The organism is Pseudomonas sp. PS1(2021) (assembly GCF_020405165.1).
In the GTDB taxonomy this organism is placed as follows: Bacteria; Pseudomonadota; Gammaproteobacteria; order Pseudomonadales; family Pseudomonadaceae; genus Pseudomonas; species Pseudomonas aeruginosa.
The window spans coordinates 6,420,717-6,444,943 of record NZ_CP084484.1 but is presented as its reverse complement, the minus strand read 5'-3'; the positions used below and the strand labels follow the sequence as shown (position 1 = coordinate 6,444,943).

Sequence of the window (24,227 nt, the reverse complement as noted above, 5' to 3'; positions counted from 1 at the left end):
AAAATATCCGCAATAAACCTAAAAAGAATTAATTATTCATATTTAATAGCTTTAAGGAATATTGTACCGCAGCCGCGACCTGCCGGTCGCCTCCCCAAAGAGGTATTCCGTGGCGCCGTCGACAAAACGGAAACGTTTGCCCAGCGGTCAGCCCACGACGATGCAGTCCTTGCCCTGGCGCTTGGCCGAGTACATCGCGGCGTCGGCCCGGCTGTAGAGGGCACCGAGTCCCTCGTCATCGGCCTGGAGGACCGTCAGGCCCTGGCTGACGGTGATCCCGAAGCTGTGCTCGCCCTCCTGGAAGCGCAGGCGTTGCACCTCGCGCTGCAGGCGTTCGCCGATCTGTCGCGCGGTCTGCTCGTCGCAGCCGGGCAGCAGCACGGCGAACTCCTCGCCGCCGATCCGCCCGAACAGGTCGCCACGGCGCAGCGCGGCACTGCCGCTCTGGGCGATACGCTGGAGGACCTGGTCGCCGACCTGGTGGCCGAAGCGGTCGTTGATCTTCTTGAAGTCATCGACGTCCAGCAGCAGGAACGCCAACGGTATCCCCTCGCGGCGACACTCCTTGAAGGCCGCCTCGGCACTGTCGAAGAAATAGCGACGGTTGCTGCTCTGGGTCAGCACGTCGGTGGTGGCCAGCCGTTGCAGCTCGCTCTCCATGTGCTTCTTGTCGGTGATGTCCTCGGCGATGCCCACCACCATCAGCGGCAGTCCCGCCTCGCCCTGGCGGCTGACGAAGCACTTGTCGTTGAGCCAGCGGACCTCGCCGTCGCCACGCACGATGCGGTATTCGCGTTGTTCCACGGCGCCACGTTCGAGCACCTGCAGCAGGCTGCTGTCGGCGTAGTCGAGGTCGTCCGGGTAGATGCTGTTGCGCCATTCCTCGTAGTCCGCCAGCAGCAGCGCCGCGGAACGGCCGAAGATTTTCTCGTAGGCGGGACTGACGTAGACCATTCGCCGGTTCTGCCAGTCGTAGGCCCAGAGCACCGAGTTGACGCTGGCCAGCAAGGCGCTGAAGAGTTGCTCGCGCTCCTTCAGCCGGGCCACTTCGGCACGGCTGTGCAGCAAGGCCAGCGCGGCCTCCTGCGGGTCTTCGGGAATGCCGGTTAGGTCGTCCATGGATCGTCGCTCTGCTCGCGGAACGGGTTCGACCGCCAACTTAGCGCAGGGGTCGCGGCGATACAGAAATGCCCGCCGAACGGCAGGGAAAGGCTCCAGCCAGTGCGCTTGATCACAATTGCCGAGCGATGCCGTTCGTATTCGCCGGAGCCTGCACGCCCAGTTGTTTCTGCGCCTCGAACAGCGAGCGCAGGAACAGGGTCAGGGTCGGTCGTTCTTCGTGTCCCTGACGGGTAATGCAATGGAATTCCGAGTCGTAGGCCAGTTGCCGTGGCCGGATCGCCCGCATGCGCCCTTCGGCGACCCAGGTGGCGGCATAGTGCGTCGGCAGGTAGCCGATGTAGGTGCCGCTGAAGACCAGGGTAGCGATGGCCTCCATGGTGTAGGCGTCGGTCCCCTGGTTGAAGCGCAGGTCGTGCGGGCGATGGTTTTCCGCCATGTAGCCGCGGCCGACATAGTCGGCGGCGCAGATCTCGTCCAGTGTCGGCTCGTCGTCCGCCCGGGCGAAGAAGGGGTGCGCGCTGCCGCAATAGAGGTTCTGCTCCTCGCGGAACAGGGGTTGGTAGTAGAGCCCGGACAACCGGTGGTGAAAGGCCCCCACCGCCAGTTGCAGGCGCTCTTCCAGCACCGCGTGCTCGAGTTCGTCGGGACGCCGCGTGTGCAGCTTGAGCAGCACCTCCGGGGCGCGCTGGCGAAACAGCCGGATGGCCAGCGGCAACGGCAGGCAATGCTGGCCGATGACGCCATCGACGCAGCCCAGGTGCAACGCCTCGCGATCGCGCCCGCCGAGGCCGCGGACCTGCTCGCGGAAACGGGCGATGTCGCTGAACAGGCCGAGCGCGGCGTCGTAGAGCTCCTGCCCCTCCTCGGTCAACTGGAAACCGCCGTTGCCGCGCCGGCACAGGGAATAGCCCAGGCGCACCTCCAAGTCGCGCACCAGCACGCTCAGGCGCGACAGGCTGGTGTTCAGGCGCGCCTGGGCGGCAGTGAAGCCGCCGGCCTCGACGATGGCGCAGAAGGTGCGCAGCATGCGCAGGTCGATGTCGTTGAGGTTGCCCAGCATTCCCGCCCCCATGGCGTTCGGTCCGCCTTCGTTATAGCGCCAAAGCCGGGCCGGCGGAACGCCGTCAGGCGCTTCGCGCGGCCGACTCGGCAAGCAGGCAGAGCAGCTCGAACATCATGGTCGCCCCCACCAGCGCCGTGGCGCCGCCGACATCGAACGGCGGCGAGACTTCCACCACGTCGGCGCCGACCAGGTCCAGCCCGCGCAGGCCGCGGACCAACTGCTGGGCCTGGAGGCTGGTCATGCCGCCGATCTCCGGGGTACCGGTGCCGGGCGCGAAGGCCGGGTCGAGCACGTCGACGTCGAAACTCACATAGGTCGGCCCGTCGCCCACCACCCGCCGGGCTTCGGCCAGGGTCGCCTCGACGCCCAGTTCGACGAACTCTTCCATGTGGATCACGCGGATGCCGCACTCGCGGGCGAAAGCGTCGTCGTCCGGCGAATACACCGAGCCGCGGATGCCGATCTGCACCGTGCGCAGCGGATCGAGCAGGCCTTCCTCGATGGCTCGGCGGAATGGCGTGCCGTGGGTGTAGGGGTTGTCGCCGAAGTAGCGGTCGTTGGTATCGGAATGCGCATCGAAATGCACCATGCCCAGCGGCCGCTCGCGACCCAGGGCGCGAAAGATCGGCAGGGTCACCAGGTGGTCGCCACCGACCGACAGCGGCAGGGTGCCGGCGGCATGGACCTGGCGATAGAAGCCTTCGATGCGGCGCAGCGAATCGAGCAGGTCGATGGGATTCACCGGCGCGTCACCGAGGTCACCGACCCGCACCAGGTCGTAGGGCGCGATGCGGCTGACGTGATGCACCTTGCGCATCAGGCTGGACAGGTTGCGCACCTCGCGCGGGCCATGGCGGGCACCGGCGCGGTTGGTGGTACCGCCATCCCAGGGCACGCCGATCAGGCCGACCTGCAGCGCCGCCGGGTCGGTGAACGCCGGCAGGCGCATGAAGGTCGGGATACCGGCGAAGCGGGGAATCTCGGCGGCGTCGAGGGGCTGCGGATGGTCGTTCGACATGGGGCGTCTCCGTGTGGCGGGAAGAAAGCGCCGGGCGCCGCCCGGCGCGGTGGGTTCATTCCGGCTGGGCTCGCAGGCTGGCGGCAGGACGGGTAGCCAGGCTGACCGCGACGAAGGTCGCCAGGCTGGCCAGCAGGCCGTAGACGATCGGCGAGTTGGCGAGCAGGCCGTCGCGGGCCATGCAGGCGATCACCGCCAGGCAACCGGCGACGATGCTGGCGATCGCTCCCTGCGGACTGGCCCGACGCCACAGCAGCGCGCCGACGATCGGCACCAGCAGGCCGCCGACCAGCAGGTTGTAGGCGATGCTCAGGGCCGCGATGACATCGTTGACCAGGCACGCCAGGACCAGCATCGCCACGCCCATCAGCAGGGTGATGCAACGGCTCAGGCGGATGTCGCTGGTGGTACCGGGGCGCAGGAAGCGCGCGTAGATGTCTTCCTGCAGCACGGTGGCCGCCGCCAGCAGGCACCCACTGGCGGTGGACATGATCGCCGACAGCGCGGCCGCCACCACCAGGCCGCGTAGGCCCGGCGCCAGTACCTCGCGGGTGATCTCGGCGTAGGCGTTCTCCGGCACCGCCAGGTCCGGCAGGAGGACCCGCGCCGCCGCGCCGATCAGCGCGCAGGCGGCGCCGTAGAGCATGCAGTAGACGCCGGCGCCAAGCCCGGCGTAGCGCACCACCGTCTCGCTGCGCGCGGTGAACACCCGCTGCCAGATGTCCTGGCCGATCAGCGCGCCGAAGAAGTACAGGAGGAAGTAGGTGAGTATGGTATCCAGGCCGATGTGGCCGAGGTCGAAGAAGCCCGCCGGCAGCACCTCCTGCATGCGCGCCAGGCCACCGGCGCCGTCGATCGACAACGGCAGCAGGACCAGGAAGATACCGACGGTCTTGATCACGAACTGGATGATGTCGGTCAGCGTAAGGGACCACATGCCGCCGATCACCGAATAGACGATGACGATCCCGCCACCGCAGAGGATCGCCGGGATCCGCGGGATGCCGAATACCACCTCGGTGACCGAGCCGATGGCGATGGTCGCGGTGACCGCCACCATCAGGTCGTAGGCGACCATGACCACCCCGCCGATCAAGCGCGAGGAGGCCTGGTAGCGCTGTTCCAGCACCTGGGTCACGGTGAACACCCGCAGGCGCGCGATCTGCCGCGAGAACACCAGGCTGAGGACGATGATCCCCAGGCCGAGCATGAACACCAGCCACAAGCCGGACAGGCCGAACTGGTAGCCGAGCTTGACCGTACCGATGGTCGACGCGCCGCCGAGCACCACCGCGGCCATGGTTCCCAGGTAGAGGCCGGGGCCGAGACGGCGTCCGGCGACGAGGAAATCGCTCTGGCTCTTCGCCTTGCGCATTCCGTACCAGCCCAGGCCCAGCATGGCCAGGGCGTAGACCAGCATGATCAGGTAATCCAGCAACATCGCCCGCGCTCCTTTTCTTGTTGTTCTGCGTGACGCCCGGCGTGGCGCCTGGGCACGCCGAAGATAGGCCGGGCGCCGCCCGGGCTGAATCCCGGATCGGGCAAGTCGACTTGCGGAGGAAGAGAAGTATCGGCGGGGCGTCGCATTGGCGACGCCGAAACGCAACGCGCCGGCAGGAGCCGGCGCGTTGCAGAGGCGGCTGACGCACCCGCGAGGGCGCGTCAGGCGTCAGGCGGGACGCAGCGAGTAGGTCTTCAGTTGCGCGGCGAACTCCTTCAACGACTGGATACCGCTGGCTTCCGCCTCATGCACCCAGTCCTTGATCGCCGCCAGCATGTCGTGGCCGTTGGCGCTGGTCTTGGCCCAGATCTGCTGCAACGCCAGGCGCTTCTCGTAGATCACCTTCAGCGCCTGGCTGTGGGCGAGCATCGAGTCGATGCGCACGTGGTGGCGGTCCTGCAGCAGGCTGGTCTCGCGCGACAGCAGGCGCTTGGCGCGGCGGAACAGGTGGCGCACCGACTCGTCGGCCTTGGCCACTTCCTGTTTGACCAGCGGCGCGATCACCAGCTTGCGGTACTGCGCCATGATCTGGAAGCGGTTGTTGAGGATCGCCATGGCGGTATCCATGTCCAGGCTGTGCTTGCCTTCGACCCGATGGGCGATCGGCGCAACCCGGGCGACCCTGGCCAGGCGCAGGAAACTGAACAGCTTGATCCAGGCCCAGCCCAGGTCGAATTCCCACTTCTTCACCGACAGCTTGGCCGAGTTCGGGTAGGTGTGGTGGTTGTTGTGCAGCTCTTCGCCGCCGATGAGGATGCCCCAGGGCACCAGGTTGGTGGCGGCGTCGCGGCATTCGAAGTTGCGATAGCCGACCGCGTGGCCGAGGCCGTTGACCACGCCGGCGGCCCAGAACGGAATCCATACCATCTGCACGGCCCAGACGGTCAGGCCAAGGGCGCCGAACAGGGCCAGGTCGATGAGCGCCATCAGCACCACGCCGCCGATCGGGAAGCGCGAGTAGAGATTGCGCTCGATCCAGTCGTCCGGGCAGTTCTTGCCGTAGATGCGCAGGGTGTCCTGGTTCTTCGCCTCGGCCTTGTACAGCTCCGCGCCTGCGCGCAGGACGGTGAACAGGCCCTTGTGCACCGGGCTGTGCGGATCCTCGACGGTCTCGCACTTGGCATGGTGCTTACGGTGGATCGCGGTCCATTCGCGCGTGTTCATCCCTGTGGTCAACCACAACCAGAAACGGAAGAAGTGCTGCAGCGCGGGGTGCAGGTCGAGTGCACGGTGGGCGGAATAGCGATGCAGGTAGACGGTCACGCTGACGATGGTGATATGCGTCAGCACCAGGGTAACTGCCACCAGTTGCCACGGCGACAGGTCGAGAAAACCGTTGAACCACATAGGCGGTACTGAACCTCGGGGGGACTTGGGAGTGATGAGGGCCTTGTCTGACAAAACCTGGGGGCATTATCACCAAGCGGCTGGGGATTACCATCCGTTCTTTTAGATATGAACAGGGCCGGATGGCCATCATTTATACTGCCCGGCCAATAATTGCCCACTGAAAATCCCATGAGCCCCCGCCTGAGTGCCCTTCGCCTGAGCCTGGCTTATCTCGCAATCGCCATCGCCTGGGCGTTCCTGAGCGATCATTTGTTACAAAACCAGGTCCAGGACCACGACCAACTGGTGTTCTGGATGACCGCCAAGCGGCTGTTCTTCTTCGCCGCAACCGGCCTGCTCCTGTACCTCTACCTGGTACGCCAGTTCCGCCGCAAGGCCCAGGCCTACGACGAACTGCACGGCAGCGAGCAGCGCCTGAACCGCGCCCTGGAAGCGGTGCGCGACGGACTCTGGGACTGGGACCTGGTGACCGACCGGATGTTCGTCTCGCCGGGCTACGCCGCGCTGATCGGCCTCGCTCCGGAGGAACTCGGCGACCCCATCGAGACCTGGAAGAAGCGCCTGCACCCCGAAGAGTACGCCACCGTGCTGGAGGCCCACCGCAACCACCTGCAGGGCCTGACCGACAATCTCGACCACATCTACCGCCTGCGCCACAAGGACGGCGACTACCGCTGGATCCACTCGCGCGGCCGGGTCCTCCGCGACGCCCTGGGCAAGCCGCTGCACTACACCGGCGTGGCCCGCGACATCACTCTGCAGCGGCTCAAGGAAGACCACCTGCGCCAGGCCGCGGCGGTGTTCGACAGCACCCGCGAGGGCGTTCTGGTCACCGACGCCCAGGCGGTGATCGTGCACGTCAACCCTTCCTTCGAGCGCATCACCGGCTACCGTTCCGAGGACGTGCTCGGCAAGACCCCGGCGATCCTCCGCTCCGGCCGCCAGGACCAGGCGTTCTACCAGCGCCTGTGGCTGGCCCTGCGCGAGCAGGACGTCTGGAGCGGAGAGATCTGGAACCGTCGCAAGAGCGGCGAGATCTACCCGCAGTGGCTGCACATCCGCGCGGTGCGCAACGACCAGGGCCAGCTGACCCACTACGTCGGGGTGTTCTCCGACCTGAGCAGCATCAAGCGCTCGGAGAACGAGCTGGACTTCCTCGCCCACCACGACTCGCTGACCGGCCTGCCCAACCGCGTGCTGCTGCGCGAGCGCATCGAGCAGGCGCTGGAGAACGGCAAGGACCGGACGGTGGCCGGGGCCCTGCTGCTGATCGACCTCGACCACTTCAAGCACATCAACGACAGCCTCGGCCATACAACTGGCGACATGCTCCTCAAGGAGGTCAGCAAGCGCCTGCAACACCAACTCGACGAGCGCTGCCTGCTGTCGCGACTGGGCGGCGACGAATTCGCCATCCTCGTCGAGAACGACGACCCGGAAGCCGTCGCGCGACTCTCGCAGCGCATCCTCGACGGTTTCAACGCGCCGTTCGACATCCACTGCCAGCCGATCTATATCAGCGCAAGCCTCGGTGTCAGCCTCTACCCGGAAGACGCCAGCGACGTCGACCACCTGATGCAACACGCCGACGCCGCGCTGTTCCAGGCCAAGGACAGCGGGCGTAACGCCTACGCCTTCTACACCCGCGTGCTGACCGCCCGGGCCCGCGCCCATGTCCAGGTGGAATCGGCCCTGCGCCATGCGCTGGAGCACGACGAACTGCGCGTCCACTACCAGCCGGTGCACGACCTGGCCAGCGGGCGGATCGTCGGCGTCGAGTCGCTGGTGCGCTGGCAGCATCCCGAGCGCGGCCTGGTGCCGCCAGGCGAGTTCGTCCCGGTGGCGGAGGAATGCGGGCTGATCGCCGCGCTGGACAACTGGGTGCTCAAGCGTGCCTGCCGGCAGATGCGCGAGTGGCAACAGCGCGGCGTCGAGCTGGAGTTCGTCGCGGTCAACGTCTCCAGCCGGCTGTTCAACCGCGGCGGCCTGGAGGAAAGGATCGCCAATGCCCTGGAAGAGTCCGGGCTGGAGCCCCGCTACCTGGAGCTGGAAGTCACCGAAAGCGCGGTGATGGAGGACTTCGAGCAGTCCCTCAACCTGCTCTGCCGCCTGCGCATCCTCGGCGTGAACCTGGCCATCGACGACTTCGGCACCGGCTATTCCTCGCTGATGCGCCTCAAGCGGCTGCCGGTGCACAAGCTGAAGATCGACCAGGGCTTCGTCGCCGGCCTGCCCGGCGCGGTGGACGACGCCGCGATCGCCCGGGCGATCGTTGCCCTGGCGCAAAGCATGGGGCTGCGGGTGGTTGCCGAGGGCATCGAGCATCAGGACCAGGCGCTGTTCCTGCGCGAACATGGCTGCGACTTCGGCCAAGGCTACTGGTACGGACGGCCGCAACCGGCGGAAGCGCTGCGCTTCGACCTGCCGCCCGTGGCGCTGCCGGAAGACTGAGCCTGGCGGCGAAGCCGGGCCGCTTCGCCGTCTTATAACCACTTTACCTATAAAGATTCTTAAACAATATTTTTAAGAATATTGCCCACTGCTTACTATGCGCCTCACGCCGCCTCCACTTCGTCGAGCAACGCGGCACCTCGAGCCACAGGAGCAGAGATCCATGAGCGCAACCCTCAGAAGCCTGGATGGCCAGGACGAAGCCACCATCCTGCGTGAAATCCAGAGTGCCCTGCGCGGCCTGCGCTTCGGCGCCGTCGAGATCACCGTGCACAACGGCCAGGTGGTGCAGATCGAGCGCAAGGAAAAATTCCGTCTGCAGCAACCGGCCGTCAAGCAGGCCTGAAGCACACGACCCGACTGGACCACCGGAGGCGTCTCGCCATGAACATCCGTTCGATACCCCATCCGCACCGGTACTGCAGCTGTCGGCCGCGAATGCGCGCCTGACGCCCCGTGTTCCCGTCGTTCCGCCAACACCCCATTAGAACAATCGAAACAGCACACACCTAGGAGCTGCACATGTCCCTTCGTCGTTTCGCCCTGGCCGCACTCGCCAGCGCCCTGGTCTCCGGCCCGGTTGCCGCAGCCACGCAACTGCTGAACGTTTCCTACGACCCGACCCGCGAGCTGTACCAGGCCTACAACGCGGCCTTCATCAAGCACTGGAAGGCCCAGGGCGGCGAGGACCTGACCGTCCAGCAGTCCCACGGCGGCTCCGGCAAGCAGGCCCGCGCGGTGATCGACGGGCTCAAGGCCGACGTGGTGACCCTGGCCCTGGCCGGCGACATCGACGAACTGCACAAGCTCGGCAAGCTGCTGCCGGCCGACTGGCAGGCACGCCTGCCGGACAACAGCACCCCCTACACCTCGACCATCGTGTTCCTGGTGCGCAAGGGCAACCCCAAGGGAATCAAGGACTGGGGCGACCTGACCAAGGAAGGCGTGGAAGTCATCACGCCGAACCCGAAGACCTCCGGCGGCGCGCGCTGGAACTTCCTCGCCGCCTGGGCCTGGGCGAAGAAGCAGTACGGCAGCGACGAGAAGGCCAAGGACTACGTGCAGGCGCTGTACAAGCACGTACCGGTACTCGACACCGGCGCCCGCGGCTCGACCATCACCTTCGTCAACAACCAGATCGGCGACGTGCTGCTGGCCTGGGAGAACGAGGCGTTCCTGGCGAAGAAGGAACAGGGCGGGGAAAACTTCGAGATCGTCGTGCCCTCCATCTCCATCCTCGCCGAACCGCCGGTCGCGGTGGTCGACAAGGTGGTCGAGAAGAAAGGCACCCGCAAGGTCGCCGAGGCCTACCTGCAATACCTGTACAGCGAGGAAGGCCAGCGCATCGCCGCGCAGAACTTCTACCGGCCGCGCAACCAGAAGGTCGCCGCCGAGTTCGCCACGCAGTTCCCGAAACTGAACCTGGTCACCGTCGACTCCGATTTCGGCGGCTGGAAGACGGCCCAGCCGAAGTTCTTCAACGACGGGGGCATCTTCGACCAGATCTACCAGGCGCAATGATCGCGACGGCAGACCCGTCGCCCGAACCACGGCCCCTCTCCCAGACCATCTCCCGGACGGGCGAGGGGGCTAGCAGGCCCGGTCCCGTACCGGGCCCACTGCCGGAAGGAACCGGCACCGGGAGAGCCACCAAGCGTTCCAACGCAGAGTAAGGACAGAACATGTCACGACGCATTTCCCCGGTCATACCCGGCTTCGGGCTGACCCTGGGATACACCCTGGTGTACCTCAGCCTGCTGGTCCTGATCCCGCTGGGGGCCATGTTCCTCAAGACCACCCAGCTCAGCTGGGAGCAATTCTGGGCCATCATCAGCGCGCCGCGGGTGCTCGCCGCGCTCAAGCTGAGCTTCGGCACCGCGCTCGCCGCCGCCGTGCTCAACGGCTTGATCGGCACGCTGCTGGCCTGGGTCCTGGTGCGCTACGAATTCCCCGGACGGAAGATCATCGATGCCATGATCGACCTGCCCTTCGCCCTACCCACCGCCGTCGCCGGTATCGCCCTCACCGCGCTCTATGCGCCGGCCGGCCTGGTCGGACAGTTCGCCAGCGACCTCGGCTTCAAGATCGCCTATACCCCCCTGGGGATCACCCTGGCGCTGACTTTCGTGACCCTGCCGTTCGTGGTCCGCACGGTGCAGCCGGTGCTCGCCGACATTCCCAAGGAAGTCGAGGAAGCCGCCGCCTGCCTCGGCGCCAGGCCGCTGCAGGTGTTCCGCCATATCCTCGTGCCGGCGCTGCTGCCGGCCTGGCTGACCGGTTTCGCCCTGGCCTTCGCCCGGGGCGTCGGCGAATACGGCTCGGTGATCTTCATCGCCGGCAACATGCCGATGAAGACCGAGATCCTGCCGCTGCTGATCATGGTCAAGCTGGACCAGTACGACTACACCGGCGCCACCGCCATCGGCGTGCTGATGCTGGTGGTGTCCTTCATCCTGCTGCTGCTGATCAACCTGCTGCAGCGTCGCATCGAAACCCCGTAAGGAGGGCGCCATGTCCAGTGCAAGCATTTCCGCTGCCACCGCCAGCGCCTCCCGCCGCGGCAACGCCGGCGGCCGCCTGGCCCTGATCGTCCTGGCCTGGCTGGTCTTCGCCCTGTTCCTCCTGCTGCCGCTCTACGTGGTCCTGAGCGAGGCGCTGAAGCAGGGTTTCGGCACCTTCTTCGAGGCGATCCTCGAACCCGACGCGCTGGCCGCGCTGAAGCTGACCCTGATCGCGGTGGCCATCTCGGTGCCGCTCAACCTGCTGTTCGGTGTCGCCGCCGCCTGGTGCGTGAGCAAGTTCGAGTTTCGCGGCAAGAGCATCCTGGTGACCCTGATCGACCTGCCGTTCTCGGTCTCGCCGGTGATCGCCGGCCTGATCTACGTGCTGTTGTTCGGCGCCCAGGGCTACTTCGGCGAATGGCTGAGCGACCACGACATCCAGATCGTCTTCGCGGTGCCCGGAATCGTCCTGGCGACCCTCTTCGTCACCGTGCCCTTCGTCGCCCGCGAACTGATCCCGCTGATGCAGGAGCAGGGCACCCAGGAGGAGGAAGCCGCCCGCCTGCTCGGCGCCAACGGCTGGCAGATGTTCTGGCACGTGACCCTGCCGAACATCAAGTGGGGCCTGATCTACGGCGTGGTGCTCTGCACCGCGCGGGCGATGGGCGAGTTCGGCGCGGTGTCGGTGGTTTCCGGGCATATCCGCGGTGTCACCAACACCCTGCCGCTGCACGTCGAGATCCTCTACAACGAATACAACCATGTCGCCGCCTTCAGCGTCGCCAGCCTGTTGCTGCTGATGGCGCTGGTCATCCTTCTGCTCAAGCAGTGGAGCGAATCCCGCATGTCCCGACTGAAAAGCAATGCTGACGAGGAATGAACCATGAGCATCGAAATCCGTAACGTCAGCAAGAACTTCAACGCCTTCAAGGCCCTGGACAACATCAACCTGGACATCCAGAGCGGCGAGCTGGTGGCCCTGCTCGGCCCCTCCGGGTGCGGCAAGACCACCCTGCTGCGGATCATCGCCGGGCTGGAAACCCCGGACGCCGGCAACATCGTGTTCCATGGCGAGGACGTCTCGCAGCACGACGTGCGCGACCGCAACGTCGGCTTCGTCTTCCAGCACTACGCGCTGTTCCGCCACATGACGGTGTTCGACAACGTCGCCTTCGGCCTGCGCATGAAGCCCAAGGGCGAGCGGCCGGGCGAGTCCGCGATCAAGGCCAAGGTCCACGAGCTGCTCAACATGGTGCAGCTCGACTGGCTCGCCGACCGCTATCCAGAGCAACTCTCCGGCGGCCAGCGGCAGCGTATCGCCCTGGCCCGCGCGCTGGCGGTGGAGCCGAAGATCCTGCTCCTCGACGAACCCTTCGGCGCCCTCGACGCCAAGGTACGCAAGGAGCTGCGCCGCTGGCTGGCGCGCCTGCACGAGGAGATCAACCTGACCTCGGTGTTCGTCACCCACGACCAGGAAGAAGCGATGGAGGTGGCCGACCGCATCGTGGTGATGAACAAGGGCGTGATCGAGCAGATCGGCTCGCCCGGCGAGGTCTACGAGAACCCGGCCAGCGATTTCGTCTACCACTTCCTCGGCGACTCCAACCGCCTGCAACTGGGCAACGACCAGCACCTGCTGTTCCGCCCCCACGAAGTGTCGCTGTCGCGTTCCGCGGTGGCCGAGCACCGCGCCGCCGAGGTCCGCGACATCCGTCCGCTGGGGGCGATCACCCGGGTAACGCTGAAGGTCGACGGCCAGGACGAACTGATCGAAGCCGAAGTGGTGAAGGACCACGACAGCCTGGCCGGCCTGGCCCGCGGCGAGACCCTCTACTTCAAGCCGAAGGCCTTCCAGCCGGTGGCCAATCTCTGATCCCGCGGCGGGTTCAGCCCGCCGTGCGCTCCGCCAGGCCGCGCAGTCCCGCGCGGCCCTTCGACGACACCTGCAACGCCCGCGAGCCGTCCTGCGGCCGCAACCAGCCCTGGCGCAGACAGGCCTCCAGCAACGCCGCCCCCAGCGCGCCGCCGAGGTGCGGCTTGCGTTCGCTCCAGTCGGGGCAGGCGCAGGCGAACTGCCGACGGCGGCGGCGGACCTCCGCCAGGTCGATTCCCAACCTGGCCAGCCCGGCCTCGCCGGTCGCGCTCAGGCGCAGCGTCCTGCCCTCCTGCTCGATCCAGCCGGCATCCAGCATCCGTGCGAACACACCGACCGCGAGTTCGCCGGCCAGGTGGTCGTAGCAGGTCCGCGCCTCGCGCAACGCCGACGGCGTGCCGTGGCTCGGCGGCAGGCTGCGCCGCTGCGGCTGCAGGGCCAGGGAGGCGCTGGCCAGCGCTTCCACCGCCTGTCCCACTTCCGGCCCGGCCAGGCGATAGAAGCGATTGCGCCCGCGCGCCTCCAGGCTCAGCACGCCGCCCTCGACCAGCCGTCCCAGGTGGCCGCTGGCGGAGGATGGCGAGACGCCCGCCAGCAGCGCCAGCTCGCTGGCCGGGCGGGCGCTGCCATCCATCAGTGCCCAGATCATCTGCGCGCGGCCGGGATCGGCGAGCAGCGCCGCCAGCGAACTGAAGCCGGGATTGAATTGCATGCTTCACCTCCGGATGAAACATTGCCTGTCGACGACGAGAGATACTGGCCGCCATCGCCCGTTCGCGCCAGCCCGAGACAAGGAAGAACCCGCATGTCCGTCGACCTCCACGCCCTGATCCCACTGATCGCCCTCACCTTCCTTCTCGCGGGCTTCGTCAAGGGCGTGGTCGGCCTGGGCCTGCCGACGGTCTCGGTGGGCCTGCTCGGCCTGGGCCTGCCGACGGTCTCGGTGGGCCTGCTCGGCCTGGCCATGCCGCCGATGCAGGCGGCGGCGCTGCTGATCGTACCGTCGATGGTGACCAACCTCTGGCAGCTCGCCTGCGGCCCGCGCTTCCTCGGCTTGATGAAGCGCCTGGCCGGCCTGCTGCTCGGGGTGATCGTGGGCACCCTGCTGGTCGGCGCATGGCTCGGCGGCGACGCACCAAGGCAGGCCACCGGCGTGCTCGGCCTGGCCCTGGCGGCCTACGCGCTGCTCGGCCTGGCCGCGATCCCGCTGCACCTGCCGGCACGCCACGAGCCCTGGGCCGGCCCGCTGGTCGGGCTGGCGACCGGCGCGCTGACCGCGGTCACCGGGGTTTTCGTGATTCCCGCGGTGCCCTACCTGGGAGCCCTAGGATTGCAGCGCGACGAACTGGTCCAGGCCCTCGGCCTGTCGTTCAGCGCCTCGACCCTGGCCCTGGCGGTCACTCTCGGCGTGCATGGCGACCTGCTCGAACCGCAGATGCTCGGCGCCTCGCTGCTGACCCTGGTCCCGGCGCTGGGCGGGATGCTCCTCGGCCAGTGGCTGCGCCAGCGGATCAGCGCGACGCTGTTCAGGCGCTGCTTCTTCGTCGGTCTCCTGCTGCTCGGCGCCAACCTCGCCTGGCGCGGTTTCCACTGACGCCAGGGACGCATTGCGCACCCGCCAGGGCGGGCCTGCGGCCTTCACGGGACTTCCGACGAACGGCACAAGCCGCTATCATCCGCCGCCGCGCGACCCCCACCGGGCGCGCGGCACCGGGCGGAACACGCCCGTCCGGCACGGAACGCCACCTATCGCAAGGAGCACACGATGAAGACCCGTCTTTCCCTTTCCGCCCTGGCCCTCGCCTGCGCCACCCTGGCCGGCTGCCAGAACCTGCCCCAGGGGGACCTCATGCAGCACGGCATGATGGCGGTGAAGGCCGCCACCCTGAGCGACGCCGAGGTCCGCCAGGTCGCCGACCAGGCCTGTGCCGAGTCCGACCAGCAGAACCGCATCGCCCCGGCCAACAGCAAGTACGGCCAGCGCCTGGACAAGATCGCCAAGGCCCTGGGCGACCAGATCGACGGCGTGCCGGTGAACTACAAGGTCTACCTCACCGAGGAGGTCAACGCCTGGGCCATGGCCAACGGCTGCATCCGCGTCTACAGCGGGCTGATGGAGCTGATGAGCGACAACGAGATCGAAGGCGTGCTCGGCCACGAGATGGGCCACGTCGCCCTCGGCCACACCCGCAAGGCCGCCCAGACCGCCTACGCGGCCGCCGCGGTGCGCGGCGCCGCCGGCGCCTCGAAGAGCGGCGCGCTGGCCGCCCTGTCCGGCTCCCAGCTGGGCGAACTCACCGAATCGCTGGTCAACGCGCAGTTCTCCCAGTCCCAGGAATCCGACGCCGACGATTTCTCCTACGAGCTACTGAAGAAGCGCGGAGTGAACACCCAGGGCCTGGTCACCGCCTTCGAGAAGCTGGCCAAGCTGGGCGGCGGCGACAGCAGCATGTTCGATTCGCACCCGGGCTCCCAGGCCCGCGCCGATCACATCCGCCAGCGCATCGCCGCGGATCGCAAGTAACGCTCCCACCCCGGTCTCCCGCGCTCGCGGGAGACCTTCTCACGCCGCCCGCTTGTGCTCGCGAATGCAGGTCGGGCCGGCGCGCTCCTCGACCTCGCGCTGCACGTCGCCGCGCAGCCCCAGCAGAAAGGCTAGTTCCGCCAGCACGAAGAGCGGACCGACGATCAACCCGCTGAGATCGTCGACGAAGGCCGGCTTGCGCCCTTCGTAGTAATGACCGACGAACTGGATGATCCAGCCGACCACGAACAGGCCGACGCCCCAGCCCAGCCAGGCAGCGGTAGTCCCCGCCGCCAATTGCGCAGCTCCCCACACCGTCAGCGCCAGCAGCGCCGTCATGGCCACGCCGAAGCGCAGGTCCAGGCGCAGGTAGAACAGCGCCGCGGCGAGCGCCAGCAGCAGCGCCGGAGACAGGCCGAACCCCAGCGCCGGCCGCGCCAGCAACACGGCGATGGAGAGGACGATCATCGGAATGCCGATGAAATGGCTGAAGATGTTGCGCCGGTCGCGGTGGTAGGCGGCGTATTGCGCAAGGTGATCGACTAGGGTTTTCATTGTTGTGGTCTCACGCCAGGGTTCTCGCATCATCGCGCCGCCCCGGTTTTCCACTCTGTCAGCTAGACGACAAACATGAACGAGCGTACCGACTACCGTTCGCAACTCCAGGCCGGCCGCTGGTTCCAGGGTTTGCCGGAGGCCTTGCAGACGCACCTGCTGGCACTCGCCCAACCGCGCCAGTTGCCGCCGGGCCAGCGCCTGTTCGCCCGCGGCGACGCGCCCTGCGGACTGTACTGCGTGGTCGAGGGCGCGATCCGTATCAGCGCGGTCAGCGAGAACGGCAAGGAGGCGCTGCTGATCCTGGTGGAAGCGCCGCACTGGTTCGGCGAGATCGCCCTGTTCGACGGCCAGGCGCGCACCCACGACGCCTACGCCGAAGGCCACACCCAGCTACTCCAGGTGCCGCAGGCGGCGCTGCTCGAACTGCTTCGCCGCGAGCCGCACTACTGGCGCGACGTGGCCCTGCTGATGAGCCACAAGCTGCGCCTGGCATTCATCGCCCTGGAAGAGATGGCCCTGCTGCCGGCCGCACAACGCCTGGCGCGGCGCCTGCTGATGCTCGCCGAGGGCTACGACAACAGCCGCAGCCGGCAGGTCCTGCACCTGCCGCAGGAGCAGTTGGCATTGATGCTGTCGCTGTCGCGGCAGACCACCAACCAGATCCTCAAGGACCTCGAAGCCCAGGGCATCCTCCAGCTCAGCTACGGCGGCATCGAGATTCTCGACCTCGCCGGCCTGCGCGCGGCCACCCACGGCTGAGCGCGAATCACACTTTCGAACGCTTGCAGGCGCGCCATGGCCGGCTACCGTGTGCAGGGCACCTGCCCTCGGTGCGGATATCCATAACGACAACAACAGGATCTCCCCATGCTCCGTCCCGCGCTTCCCGCTGTCCTCTGTCTTTACTGCCTGCTGCTGGTGCTGCCGGCGCGCGCCGCCCTCGACGACCAGCAACGCGCCCTGCAACAACTGCAGGTCCAGGCCTGTCGCGCGGTGGGCAGCCTGTTGTTGCTGCGCGGCGAGGGTTTCCAGGAACAGCACGCGGCGCAACTGGAGAAGGACCTCGCCAGCCTCGACCGCGCGCTCGCCACCGCCCCCGAGGGGGTGCTCCTGCGGCAAGACGAAAAGACGCTGGTGGCGCGCATCCGTGAAGGCGCGGCCTACGGCCCCCGCGAAGAGGACCTGCCCTGGCGCTACCCGCAGCAACTGAGCCGCGCCCTGCGTGACTTCCTCAACCTGGTGGAACGCCAGGTGCCACCGCCCCCGCCAGGCCAGCCCCTGCCGCTCTGGCAGTTGCCGGTGCGGGTCGAGTACCTGTCCCTGCAATACCTGGCGCGCGCCTACCTGGGCGGGCTGGAGACTGCCCGCGAGCAGCCCCGGGACTATCTCGGCCAGGACGAGAGCGTGCTGGTCCCGCTGATCGACCGGCGCATCGCCCTGCTGGTGGCGCAAAGCGCCAACCCGGCGGGACTGAAGAAACTGGAAAACCGCTGGGAGTACCTGAGCCAGGCCCTGCGCGACCTGAACAGCAAGAGCAGCGCGCTGGTCAGCGCTTCCGGCAGGCCCTGGGCGCCGATCATCGTCGACCGCCACGCGCGGGCCCTGAGCGAAAGCCTGATGCGCTTGAGTGCGGAGTGAGGCCACGCGCCGCACGGGGCGGATAACCTCGCGACTCGCAACGTTGCGCCAGCGTCCGCCCCGACTCCCTGGCCAGCGCATTTTTTCGAATCCGCCCTGCGGATTTTGATTTGCCGCCACGCCCTGGCGCAGGCGCAATGGTGCTCCCGAAAGGAGATCGCCATGCCCACTGCCAACCCACCCGGCCGCACCCTCTGGCTGATGGCCGCCATCGTCCTGGTCGGCCTCAACCTGCGGCCCTCCATGGCCGCCGTCGGCCCACTGCTGAACGCCATGCGCGGCGAGATCGCGCTCAGCTTCGGCGACGTCTCGCTGCTGACCGCCCTGCCGGTGCTGACCCTCGGCCTCGGCATGTTCTTCGGCCTGGGCATCGCCCGCCGCGTCGGCGAGTGGCGTTCGGTGGCCCTCGCCCTGCTGCTGATCGGCGCCGCCAGCGCCCTGCGCCTGGGCAGCCGAGGCCTGCCCGACCTGCTCGGCAGCGCCATGCTCGCCGGTCTCGGCATCGCCCTGATCCAGGCGCTGATGCCGGCCCTGATCAAGGCCCGTTTCGGCGCGCGCACGCCGCTCTGCATGGGGCTCTACGTCACCGCCATCATGGCTGGCGCGGCGCTGTCCGCCAGCGCCGCGCCGACCCTGGCGGAGCACGCCGGCTGGCGGCTCGGCCTCGGTGCCTGGGCGGCGCTCGCCGCGCTCGCGCTGCTGGCCTGGTGGCTGCAACCCGGCACCCGCCTGCGCCTGCCCGCCGCGCAGCCGGGCAGGAGCCTCCTGCGCTATCCGCGGACCTGGCTGCTGGTCCTGTTCTTCGGCCTCGGCACGGCCTGCTACACCTGCGTGCTGGCCTGGCTCGCGCCCTATTACCTGGAGCAGGGCTGGAGCGCCCAGGAATCCGGGCTGCTGCTCGGTTTCCTGACGGCCATGGAGGTGCTCTCCGGGTTGCTCGCGCCGGCCCTGGCCAGCCGCTCGCGGGATCGCCGCCCGGTGCTGGTCGGGCTAACGGCGCTGATGCTGGCCGGCTTCCTCGGCCTCGCCTGGGCGCCGGCCAGCCTGCCGCTGCTCTGGGCGCTGTGTCTCGGACTGGGCATCGGCGGGCTGTTCCCCATGGGCTTGATCGTCTGCCTCGACCACTTCGACGCGCCGCAACGCGCCGGTCAACTGGCTGCCCTGGTACAAGGCGCCGGCTACCTGATCGCCGGGGTCTCGCCATGGATCGCCGGGCTGCTGCGCGACAGCCTCGGCAGCTTCACCGGAGCCTGGCTCGGGCTGGCCACGGTGGCGGCGCTGCTACTGGGGCTGGGCCTGCGCTTCGACCCGCGGCGCTATGCGGCACTGTTCGACGAGCGACAGCCGCAAGGCGTCGGCGCCGAAAGCTTGCGCTGAGGAAAGGGACGGGTTCTGATGGCGCTCCCGACGCCGTCAGGACGCCCCGATGCTGATCGCCAACGGCCTGCGCAAGGTCGACATGCAGGACCTGCTGGTCTTCCTACAGGTCCACCAACGACAGAACCTCGTCGAGGTCGCCGAACACCTGAACCTCAGTCCGTCGACGGTCAGCTACTGCCTGAAGAAGCTGCGCCAGGCCTTCGACGACGAGCTGTTCATCGCCACCCGCGGCGGCATGCAGCCGACCCACAAGAGTCGCGCCATGCTGCCCCACGTGGAGGAAATGCTCGCCCGCATCAACGCCTGTCACGCCGCCCAGGGCAGCTTCGACCCGCGTGGCGAGCCGCGGACCTTTACCCTCTGCGCGCCGGAATATGTCGAGCTGCTGATCCTTCCGGCACTCCTGCGACGGCTCGCCGCCAACGGCCCGAGGATCGGCCTGGACATCCGCCGCCTGGGTCCCGAACTGCCCACCGAAGCATTGCTCGACGGCCAGGTCGACCTGGTCTTCGACTTCGGTCCCGAGTACCACCGACCGGCACCGGAGCTACAGGCGCTCGCCCTGTTCAGCGACGAGCTGCTCTGCGTACAGGATCGTGCCCAGCCGCGCCACGAGCGCCTGGAACTGGACGAGTTCTGCAGGCGCCGCTTCGTCTTCCCGACCCCGCTCGACGCCAGCAACGCCAACCTGGTGGACACGTGGCTGCGACGCCAGGGCCGCAGCCGCGAGGTCGCCGCGCGCGCCAACAGCTACGTCGCCGCCCTGCAACTGCTGTCGGGCAGCGACTTCGTGCTGATGCTGCCACGGCGTATCCATGCACTGCTCGACGATGGCCGCCATCACGCCTGCCTCGCACCGCCCGGGCTGCCGCCGTTCGCCCTGCACCTGTCATGGAGCCGCGCCGCCGACCAGGACCCGGCGAACCTCTGGCTGCGCGAGCAGGTACTGATCGTCTGCGCCGAGCTGGGTTTGCTCTAGCCTGCGTCATCCTGCACTTCGAGGCTCGCCGCCAGGGAGCGCCAGAGCACTTCGGCGAATACCTGCTGGATGCCGCCGGCCAGGTAGTCGAACATCTGCTGCGCTTCCCGCCACTGGCTGCACACCAGCCAGAGATCCGGCTCGAGGGCGTCCCTGCGCACCTGGTACTCCAGGCAACCCGGCGCCTCCAGCCCCGGTTCGACCAGTTGTTGCAGGCGCAGGCCAAGCCGTTCCGACTGACCGTTGCGCGCGCGAATACGGATGACCTGGCTGGCGCTCATGACGGACGCTCCTCCGGACGAACGAGCGACGCCTCAGTGGGCGCCGCGCTCCAGTGGCTTGAGGATCGGGTCGCCCTCCTTGAGCAACTCCCAGACCAGCAACTTGGCCGGCTTCATCGGATCGGGATTGCGTGCCAGCAGGTGCGGCACGTTCGCCGGCTCGTACCAGCTCTGGCCCACCGTGTAGGTCTCCACCGGGCCGCCTTCCAGTTGCGTCTGCACGGTGCCTTCGAGCACGTAGACGAACACCGAGCCGGGATGCACATGGGGCGCGGAGACCTGGCCGGGCTTGAACGACACCGTCAGCATCAACCCACGATGGCCGGGAATCTCGGCCAGGGCCTGGTCGTGCAGGGTTTCCACCTTCTCCGCAACATGGGCGCTGGCCAGCGTCGGCAGCGCGGCGAGCAGCAGGCAGGCGATCGATCGATTGGCCTTCATCGCCGTCCACCTCATTCCGGTTGCATGCCCATGCCGACGCCGAAGCGGTTCCAGGCGTTGATGGCCGAGACCGCCAGGGTCAGTTCGGCGATCTCCTTGTCGTCGAAGTGCTCGCGCAGTTCGTCGAGCAGGCCGTGCGGCAACGCCCCCTGGCTGAGGCGGGCGAGTTGCTCGGTCCAGGCCAGGGCAGCGCGCTCGCGCGGGGTGAAGTAGGGGATTTCCTGCCAGACGCAGAGCGCTTGCAGACGCTGCTCGGTCTCGCCGGCCTTGCGCGCGTCGTTGGCATGCATGTTCACGCAGTAGGCGCAACCGTTGATCTGCGAAGTGCGCAGGTAGACCAGTTCGATCAACGGGCGCTCCAGGCCGGCCTTGGCCAGGGCCTTTTCCAGGCCGAGCATGGCGGCATAGGCGTCGGGGGAGGCTTTGGCCCATTCGAGGCGGGTGGTCATGGCGAATCTCCTTGGCTGATTGGCAGCCGCGAGAGTGGAAAGCGGCGCGGCATGGGGTAACACTAAGCCTGCCTTTGGCTTCCACGAAGAGCCAATTACCAGAAATACCAGGTAGCCAATTTCGCCATGGAACTGCAACTGATCCTCGACGGCCGCCACGACCTGGTCGGCCAGCTCTATCGCCAGCTGCGCGACGCGATCCTCCATGGTCGCCTGGCCACCGGCGATCGCCTGCCAGCCACGCGCTACCTCGCCGAACGCCTGGAAGTGTCGCGCAAGACCGTCAGCGAAGCCTACGAGCGCCTCGCCAGCGAGGGCTTCCTCGAAGGCCGGGTCGGCAGCGGCACCTTCGTCGCCCGCGGGCCCGCCGGGGAAGCGCCGCCGCAGCGCGCCGACGGTCCGTTGCGGCCGGCCGCGCGCTGGGCACGCATCGAACCGCAGTCCGGTCTGATGGACCAGCGAGCACCGCTCCGCTACAGCTTCGCCGGCGGCACGACCGACAAGCGCCGCTTTCCCTTCGATACCTGGCGTACCTGCGTGCTCCAGGCGCTACGCCTGCAACAGCGCTCGCCGGCGTTCTACAAGGAAACCGAAGGCGACCCCGAGCTGCGCCTGGCGATCTCCCGCTACCTGGCGATCAACCGCGCCGTGCAGTGCGACTGGAACGCGCTGATGGTCACCCAGGGCGCCCAGCAGGGACTCGACCTGCTGGCCCGGGTGATGCTCGACCCCGGCGACCTGGCGGTGGTCGAGGAACCCGGTTATCCGCCGGCCCGCGCCAGCCTGCTGGCCACCGGCGCCGAGGTGCGCGGAGTGCCGGTGGACGCCGAGGGGCTGCGCGTCGACCTGCTGCCGGACAACGCCAAGCTGGTCTACGTCACCCCGTCGCACCAGTTCCCGCTGGGCATGCCGATGAGCCTGGAGCGGCGCCTGCAGTTGCTGGACTGGGCGCAGCGCCACCGGGCGCTGATCATCGAGGACGACTACGACAGCGAGTACCGCTTCGACGGGCGTTCGCTGGAGTCGCTGCGCAGCCTCGACCGGAACGGCCAGGTGGCCTACCTCGGGACCTTTTCCAAGACCCTCTTCCCCGAGCTGCGCCTCGGCTACCTGCTGCCGCCGGCAAGCCTGCGCGAAGCGGTGCTGGCGGCGCGCAAGCTGGTCGACCGGCACAGCGAGACCTTGCAGCAACGCGCCCTCGCGCTGTTCATCCAGCGCGGCGACTTCGCCCGCCATACGCGCCGCCTGCAACGCGAATACGCCCAGCGTCGCGGGCGCCTGCTGGAACGCCTGCACGGCGACCTGAGCCCCTGGCTCGAAGCGCTGCCGGCGGTGGCCGGGATCCACCTCGCGGCGCGCTGTCGCGAACCGCTGGATGTGCTGCGCATCGCCCGTCATTTGCGCCAGCAAGGCCTGGAGGTCGGCACCCTGCCGCCCTTCTACGCGGAAACCCCGGCACAGGCCGGCTTCCTCTTCGGCTTCGGCTGCATCGAACGGGACGACATCGACCCGGCGTTGGACCTGTTGCGCGCCGAGCTGCGGCGCTAGGCGCGCTTCCGCCCATCCACGGCCGGCAACTCGGCGGCGCGCAGGTAGGTGCCGATCTCCCCGGCCAGAGGCTCGATTGCAACCGCGTCCCATGCCCAGCGGCGCATGACGCGTCGCGTTATCCGCCCTACGGGAGGCGCCGCCCCTTGCAAAAGCCCAGCGAGGACGGCTCAGGGCTGCAGCAGTTTCGCCAGTCGTTCGCCGTCCAGGCCGAGCATGCGGGCAGCCTTGCTCTCGGCCAGTTGCTCCGCGTCGTCCTCGGGCAGGCTGGCGGCCTGGGTCGCCAGGCTGAGGATCAGCTCTTCGCGGGAAAGCACGCCACCGAACTGGTACGCCGCAGCGATCAGCCGGCGCAGCTCCAGCGGCAGCCGCCAACGCGCCCGCAGGGCCGAGCCGAAGCTGGCGCCGAAACGCCCCAGCAGCTCGTCGAGGCGCGCCTCGTCCAGCGCGCCGCCGCCATCGCACCAATCCTGCAATGTCCGCAGCAGCGCCAGGTCGCCCAGGCGATGCAGCAGCCCTGCGGTATAGCAGCGCTCGACGTCCGCGCCGAGGGCGTCGGCCAGTTCCCAGGCGATGTCCGCGCAACGTTGCGAAAGATCCCAGAAGTGCATGGCGCGCTCGGCCAGCAGCGGCTCGCCGAGCTGGATGGCCCGCTGCAGACTGAAACCGAGCACCAGGTTCAGGCTGTGCCCGAGTCCCAGCCGCCGCAGGGCCTGGCCCAGGGTCTGGCAGGCCGGACCGACGTGCCGGGCGGCGCTGTTGGCGGCGGCGATCAGGCCAGCGGTGATCTGCGGATCGCGGCCGAACTCAGCCTCCAGCACGCGCAGCGGATGCTCCTCGGCGCTCAGGCAACGATCGCTGGCGGCACGCACGTCGGCCAGCAACGGCGCCCCCTCCGCGGAGTCGCGCGCGCGTTCGAGGAAAGCCTCCAGGTTCTCGCCCGCGTCCCGCTCCGGCAGCGGACAGGCGACCACTTCGTCGCCCTTCAGCAACAACCCTCGCAGGCGTTGCATCAGGTTCTCGGCCTGGAACGGCTTCACCAGGTAGGCGGTCGGCGCCAGTGCCACGGCGGCGCGCACGCTGGCCTGGTCGGCGCGGTCGCTGATCAGGATGAACGGCTGCTCGGCGACCGAGCGGCGCAGGCGCGCTTCGCGCAGCAGCTCGAAGCCATCCACCTGCGGCAGGTTCAGCTCGGCCAGGATCAACGCGAAGCGCCGGCGTCGGCAATGCGCCAGCGCTTCTCCGCCATCGCCGCAGAGGACCAGCCGGGCATCGCAACGCACGCCGAGGACCAGTTGGCCAAGCAAGTCGCGACTCCAGGGGTCCGGGTCGGCAATCAGGATGACGGGGGCCTTTTTCGCGGCACTCATGGCGTTCCTCTTCGAACCTGGCGAACCGAGCGGGACGCACCAGGCATGACAGGCGGGCACGACACGGCCCGCGGGCACACAAGGGTATGACGGACGAACACGGTGCGCCTCTAGGACCTGTCCTAATCGCCACGAACGGAACGACCGGAGGAATGCGGGAGGATTCGTATGCGCCAGGCG

Annotated in this window: 24 protein-coding genes; 13 read left to right on the top strand and 11 right to left on the bottom strand. The window is 68.0% G+C overall.

The window, feature by feature from the left end; all coding sequences use genetic code 11:
* Nucleotides 1–147 precede the first annotated feature (147 nt).
* The 5 genes from LE197_RS30525 to desA all read right to left on the bottom strand — a co-directional run bounded on the left by LE197_RS30525 (nucleotide 148) and on the right by desA (nucleotide 6,051).
* A complete protein-coding gene (locus tag LE197_RS30525; protein WP_003104500.1) occupies nucleotides 148–1,119 on the bottom strand; it encodes a GGDEF domain-containing protein in 972 nt (323 codons plus the stop codon).
* Nucleotides 1,120–1,231: 112 nt separating this feature from the next.
* A complete protein-coding gene (locus LE197_RS30520; RefSeq protein WP_003118724.1) occupies nucleotides 1,232–2,194 on the bottom strand; it encodes a LysR family transcriptional regulator in 963 nt (320 codons plus the stop codon).
* Between the two features lie 52 nt (nucleotides 2,195–2,246).
* Complete coding sequence (speB, locus tag LE197_RS30515) at nucleotides 2,247–3,203, bottom strand: agmatinase (RefSeq protein WP_003104498.1); 957 nt, start codon at nucleotides 3,201–3,203, stop codon at nucleotides 2,247–2,249.
* Nucleotides 3,204–3,258: 55 nt separating this feature from the next.
* Nucleotides 3,259–4,644, bottom strand: coding sequence for a sodium:solute symporter (locus tag LE197_RS30510; RefSeq protein ID WP_003104497.1), 1,386 nt, complete (start codon nucleotides 4,642–4,644; stop codon nucleotides 3,259–3,261).
* A 228-nt stretch (nucleotides 4,645–4,872) separates the two neighbouring features.
* A complete protein-coding gene (desA, locus tag LE197_RS30505; RefSeq protein ID WP_003104496.1) occupies nucleotides 4,873–6,051 on the bottom strand; it encodes a delta-9 fatty acid desaturase DesA in 1,179 nt (392 codons plus the stop codon).
* 171 nt (nucleotides 6,052–6,222) lie between these two features.
* On the opposite strand from desA, the gene LE197_RS30500 reads away from it, so the two are divergent.
* The 6 genes from LE197_RS30500 to LE197_RS30475 all read left to right on the top strand — a co-directional run bounded on the left by LE197_RS30500 (nucleotide 6,223) and on the right by LE197_RS30475 (nucleotide 12,879).
* On the top strand, nucleotides 6,223–8,505 hold the full coding sequence (locus tag LE197_RS30500; protein WP_003084250.1) for a putative bifunctional diguanylate cyclase/phosphodiesterase: 2,283 nt from the start codon (nucleotides 6,223–6,225) through the stop codon (nucleotides 8,503–8,505).
* Between the two features lie 163 nt (nucleotides 8,506–8,668).
* Nucleotides 8,669–8,851 (top strand): sulfur starvation response protein OscA, encoded by a 183-nt coding sequence (oscA, locus tag LE197_RS30495; protein ID WP_003084246.1) that lies wholly within the window; start codon nucleotides 8,669–8,671, stop codon nucleotides 8,849–8,851.
* A 176-nt stretch (nucleotides 8,852–9,027) separates the two neighbouring features.
* Entirely contained in the window at nucleotides 9,028–10,026 is a 999-nt protein-coding gene (locus LE197_RS30490) for a sulfate ABC transporter substrate-binding protein (RefSeq protein ID WP_003084243.1), read from the top strand.
* A 161-nt stretch (nucleotides 10,027–10,187) separates the two neighbouring features.
* Nucleotides 10,188–11,006, top strand: a complete 819-nt coding sequence (gene cysT / locus LE197_RS30485; RefSeq protein WP_003084241.1) for a sulfate ABC transporter permease subunit CysT — start codon at nucleotides 10,188–10,190, stop codon at nucleotides 11,004–11,006.
* A 10-nt stretch (nucleotides 11,007–11,016) separates the two neighbouring features.
* A complete protein-coding gene (cysW, locus tag LE197_RS30480; protein ID WP_003084239.1) occupies nucleotides 11,017–11,886 on the top strand; it encodes a sulfate ABC transporter permease subunit CysW in 870 nt (289 codons plus the stop codon).
* Between the two features lie 3 nt (nucleotides 11,887–11,889).
* A complete protein-coding gene (locus LE197_RS30475) occupies nucleotides 11,890–12,879 on the top strand; it encodes a sulfate/molybdate ABC transporter ATP-binding protein (protein WP_003104490.1) in 990 nt (329 codons plus the stop codon).
* Nucleotides 12,880–12,892: 13 nt separating this feature from the next.
* Here LE197_RS30475 and LE197_RS30470 read toward each other — a convergent pair whose 3' ends face one another.
* A complete protein-coding gene (locus tag LE197_RS30470) occupies nucleotides 12,893–13,591 on the bottom strand; it encodes an ArsR/SmtB family transcription factor (protein WP_003104488.1) in 699 nt (232 codons plus the stop codon).
* Between the two features lie 93 nt (nucleotides 13,592–13,684).
* On the opposite strand from LE197_RS30470, the gene LE197_RS30465 reads away from it, so the two are divergent.
* Nucleotides 13,685–14,473 carry a sulfite exporter TauE/SafE family protein gene (locus LE197_RS30465; RefSeq protein WP_057386899.1) on the top strand — a complete coding sequence of 263 codons (789 nt, stop codon included), beginning with the start codon at nucleotides 13,685–13,687 and terminating at the stop codon, nucleotides 14,471–14,473.
* Nucleotides 14,474–14,644: 171 nt separating this feature from the next.
* Nucleotides 14,645–15,403, top strand: a complete 759-nt coding sequence (locus LE197_RS30460) for a M48 family metallopeptidase (RefSeq protein ID WP_003084230.1) — start codon at nucleotides 14,645–14,647, stop codon at nucleotides 15,401–15,403.
* A 39-nt stretch (nucleotides 15,404–15,442) separates the two neighbouring features.
* Here LE197_RS30460 and LE197_RS30455 read toward each other — a convergent pair whose 3' ends face one another.
* On the bottom strand, nucleotides 15,443–15,958 hold the full coding sequence (locus LE197_RS30455) for a DUF962 domain-containing protein (RefSeq protein WP_003107722.1): 516 nt from the start codon (nucleotides 15,956–15,958) through the stop codon (nucleotides 15,443–15,445).
* A 75-nt stretch (nucleotides 15,959–16,033) separates the two neighbouring features.
* Here LE197_RS30455 and LE197_RS30450 point away from each other — a divergent pair, with 75 nt between their 5' ends.
* From LE197_RS30450 to LE197_RS30435, 4 genes are all read left to right on the top strand, one after another.
* The gene (locus LE197_RS30450; RefSeq protein WP_003107720.1) at nucleotides 16,034–16,720 is read left to right on the top strand and encodes a Crp/Fnr family transcriptional regulator; all 687 of its coding nucleotides are present in this window, start codon (nucleotides 16,034–16,036) and stop codon (nucleotides 16,718–16,720) included.
* Nucleotides 16,721–16,828: 108 nt separating this feature from the next.
* On the top strand, nucleotides 16,829–17,599 hold the full coding sequence (locus LE197_RS30445; protein ID WP_057386897.1) for a hypothetical protein: 771 nt from the start codon (nucleotides 16,829–16,831) through the stop codon (nucleotides 17,597–17,599).
* A gap of 162 nt (nucleotides 17,600–17,761) precedes the next feature.
* Nucleotides 17,762–18,976 carry a CynX/NimT family MFS transporter gene (locus LE197_RS30440; protein WP_031640990.1) on the top strand — a complete coding sequence of 405 codons (1,215 nt, stop codon included), beginning with the start codon at nucleotides 17,762–17,764 and terminating at the stop codon, nucleotides 18,974–18,976.
* Between the two features lie 49 nt (nucleotides 18,977–19,025).
* Nucleotides 19,026–19,958: a LysR family transcriptional regulator gene (locus LE197_RS30435; RefSeq protein ID WP_003106255.1), complete on the top strand. Its 933-nt coding sequence runs from the start codon at nucleotides 19,026–19,028 to the stop codon at nucleotides 19,956–19,958.
* Here LE197_RS30435 and LE197_RS30430 read toward each other — a convergent pair.
* From LE197_RS30430 to LE197_RS30420, 3 genes are read right to left on the bottom strand one after another with little or no spacing between them, the layout of a single operon-like run.
* Nucleotides 19,955–20,239 (bottom strand): antibiotic biosynthesis monooxygenase family protein, encoded by a 285-nt coding sequence (locus tag LE197_RS30430; RefSeq protein ID WP_003106257.1) that lies wholly within the window; start codon nucleotides 20,237–20,239, stop codon nucleotides 19,955–19,957. The two genes, LE197_RS30435 and LE197_RS30430, sit on opposite strands and share 4 nt — an antisense overlap.
* Before the next feature lie 33 nt (nucleotides 20,240–20,272).
* A complete protein-coding gene (locus LE197_RS30425) occupies nucleotides 20,273–20,680 on the bottom strand; it encodes a cupin domain-containing protein (protein ID WP_003118713.1) in 408 nt (135 codons plus the stop codon).
* A gap of 11 nt (nucleotides 20,681–20,691) precedes the next feature.
* On the bottom strand, nucleotides 20,692–21,129 hold the full coding sequence (locus LE197_RS30420) for a carboxymuconolactone decarboxylase family protein (protein WP_057386894.1): 438 nt from the start codon (nucleotides 21,127–21,129) through the stop codon (nucleotides 20,692–20,694).
* Between the two features lie 126 nt (nucleotides 21,130–21,255).
* On the opposite strand from LE197_RS30420, the gene LE197_RS30415 reads away from it, so the two are divergent.
* The gene (locus tag LE197_RS30415; protein WP_003106262.1) at nucleotides 21,256–22,677 is read left to right on the top strand and encodes a PLP-dependent aminotransferase family protein; all 1,422 of its coding nucleotides are present in this window, start codon (nucleotides 21,256–21,258) and stop codon (nucleotides 22,675–22,677) included.
* Nucleotides 22,678–22,847: 170 nt separating this feature from the next.
* On the opposite strand, the gene LE197_RS30410 is transcribed toward LE197_RS30415, so the two are convergent.
* Nucleotides 22,848–24,047 (bottom strand): HDOD domain-containing protein, encoded by a 1,200-nt coding sequence (locus tag LE197_RS30410; RefSeq protein ID WP_003112926.1) that lies wholly within the window; start codon nucleotides 24,045–24,047, stop codon nucleotides 22,848–22,850.
* Nucleotides 24,048–24,227: the final 180 nt, after the last annotated feature.